General features: G+C 67.7%; 1 protein-coding gene. It reads left to right on the plus strand.

What is annotated here, in order from left to right; translation table 11 throughout:
• Positions 1-509, plus strand: a 509-nt coding sequence (locus tag RA20_RS24455; RefSeq protein ID WP_039135603.1) for an L-serine ammonia-lyase, iron-sulfur-dependent, subunit alpha, incomplete at its 5' end; no start/stop codon positions are given.
• Positions 510-570 lie beyond the last annotated feature (61 nt).

Here is a 570-nt window from a genome sequence, read left to right on the forward strand (position 1 = left end):
CCAACGGCGCGGCCGGCACTCTTCCGGCAGTGATCCGCTACTACCTCGACCACGTGCCGGGCGCCTCGGAAAGCCATGTCGAGGATTTCCTGCTGACCGCCGCCGCCGTTGCCGGCCTGGTCAAATACAACGCCTCTATCTCCGGCGCCGAGGCCGGCTGCCAGGCCGAGGTCGGCTCCGCCTCCGCCATGTCCGCCGCGGGTCTCTGCGCGGTAATGGGCGGCACGCCCGAGCAGGTGGAAAACGCCGCCGAGATCGCGCTGGAGCATCACCTGGGCATGACCTGCGATCCTGTCAAAGGCCTGGTGCAGGTCCCCTGCATCGAGCGCAACGGCCTGGCGGCGATCAAGGCGGTCTCGGCTGCCTCCCTCGCCCTGCGCGGCGACGGCCAGCACTTTGTGCCGCTGGACGCCTGCATCGAGACCATGCGCCAGACCGGCGCCGACATGCACGACAAATACAAGGAAACCTCGCTTGGAGGTCTTGCCGTGAACGTGCCGAACTGCTGACGCAAGGATGTTCCGTCTTTCCTGGGCCGTGTCACGCAGTGGCACGGCCCGCGCCTGACCT

The organism is Leisingera sp. ANG-Vp (assembly GCF_000813725.1).
Taxonomy (GTDB): domain Bacteria; phylum Pseudomonadota; class Alphaproteobacteria; order Rhodobacterales; family Rhodobacteraceae; genus Leisingera.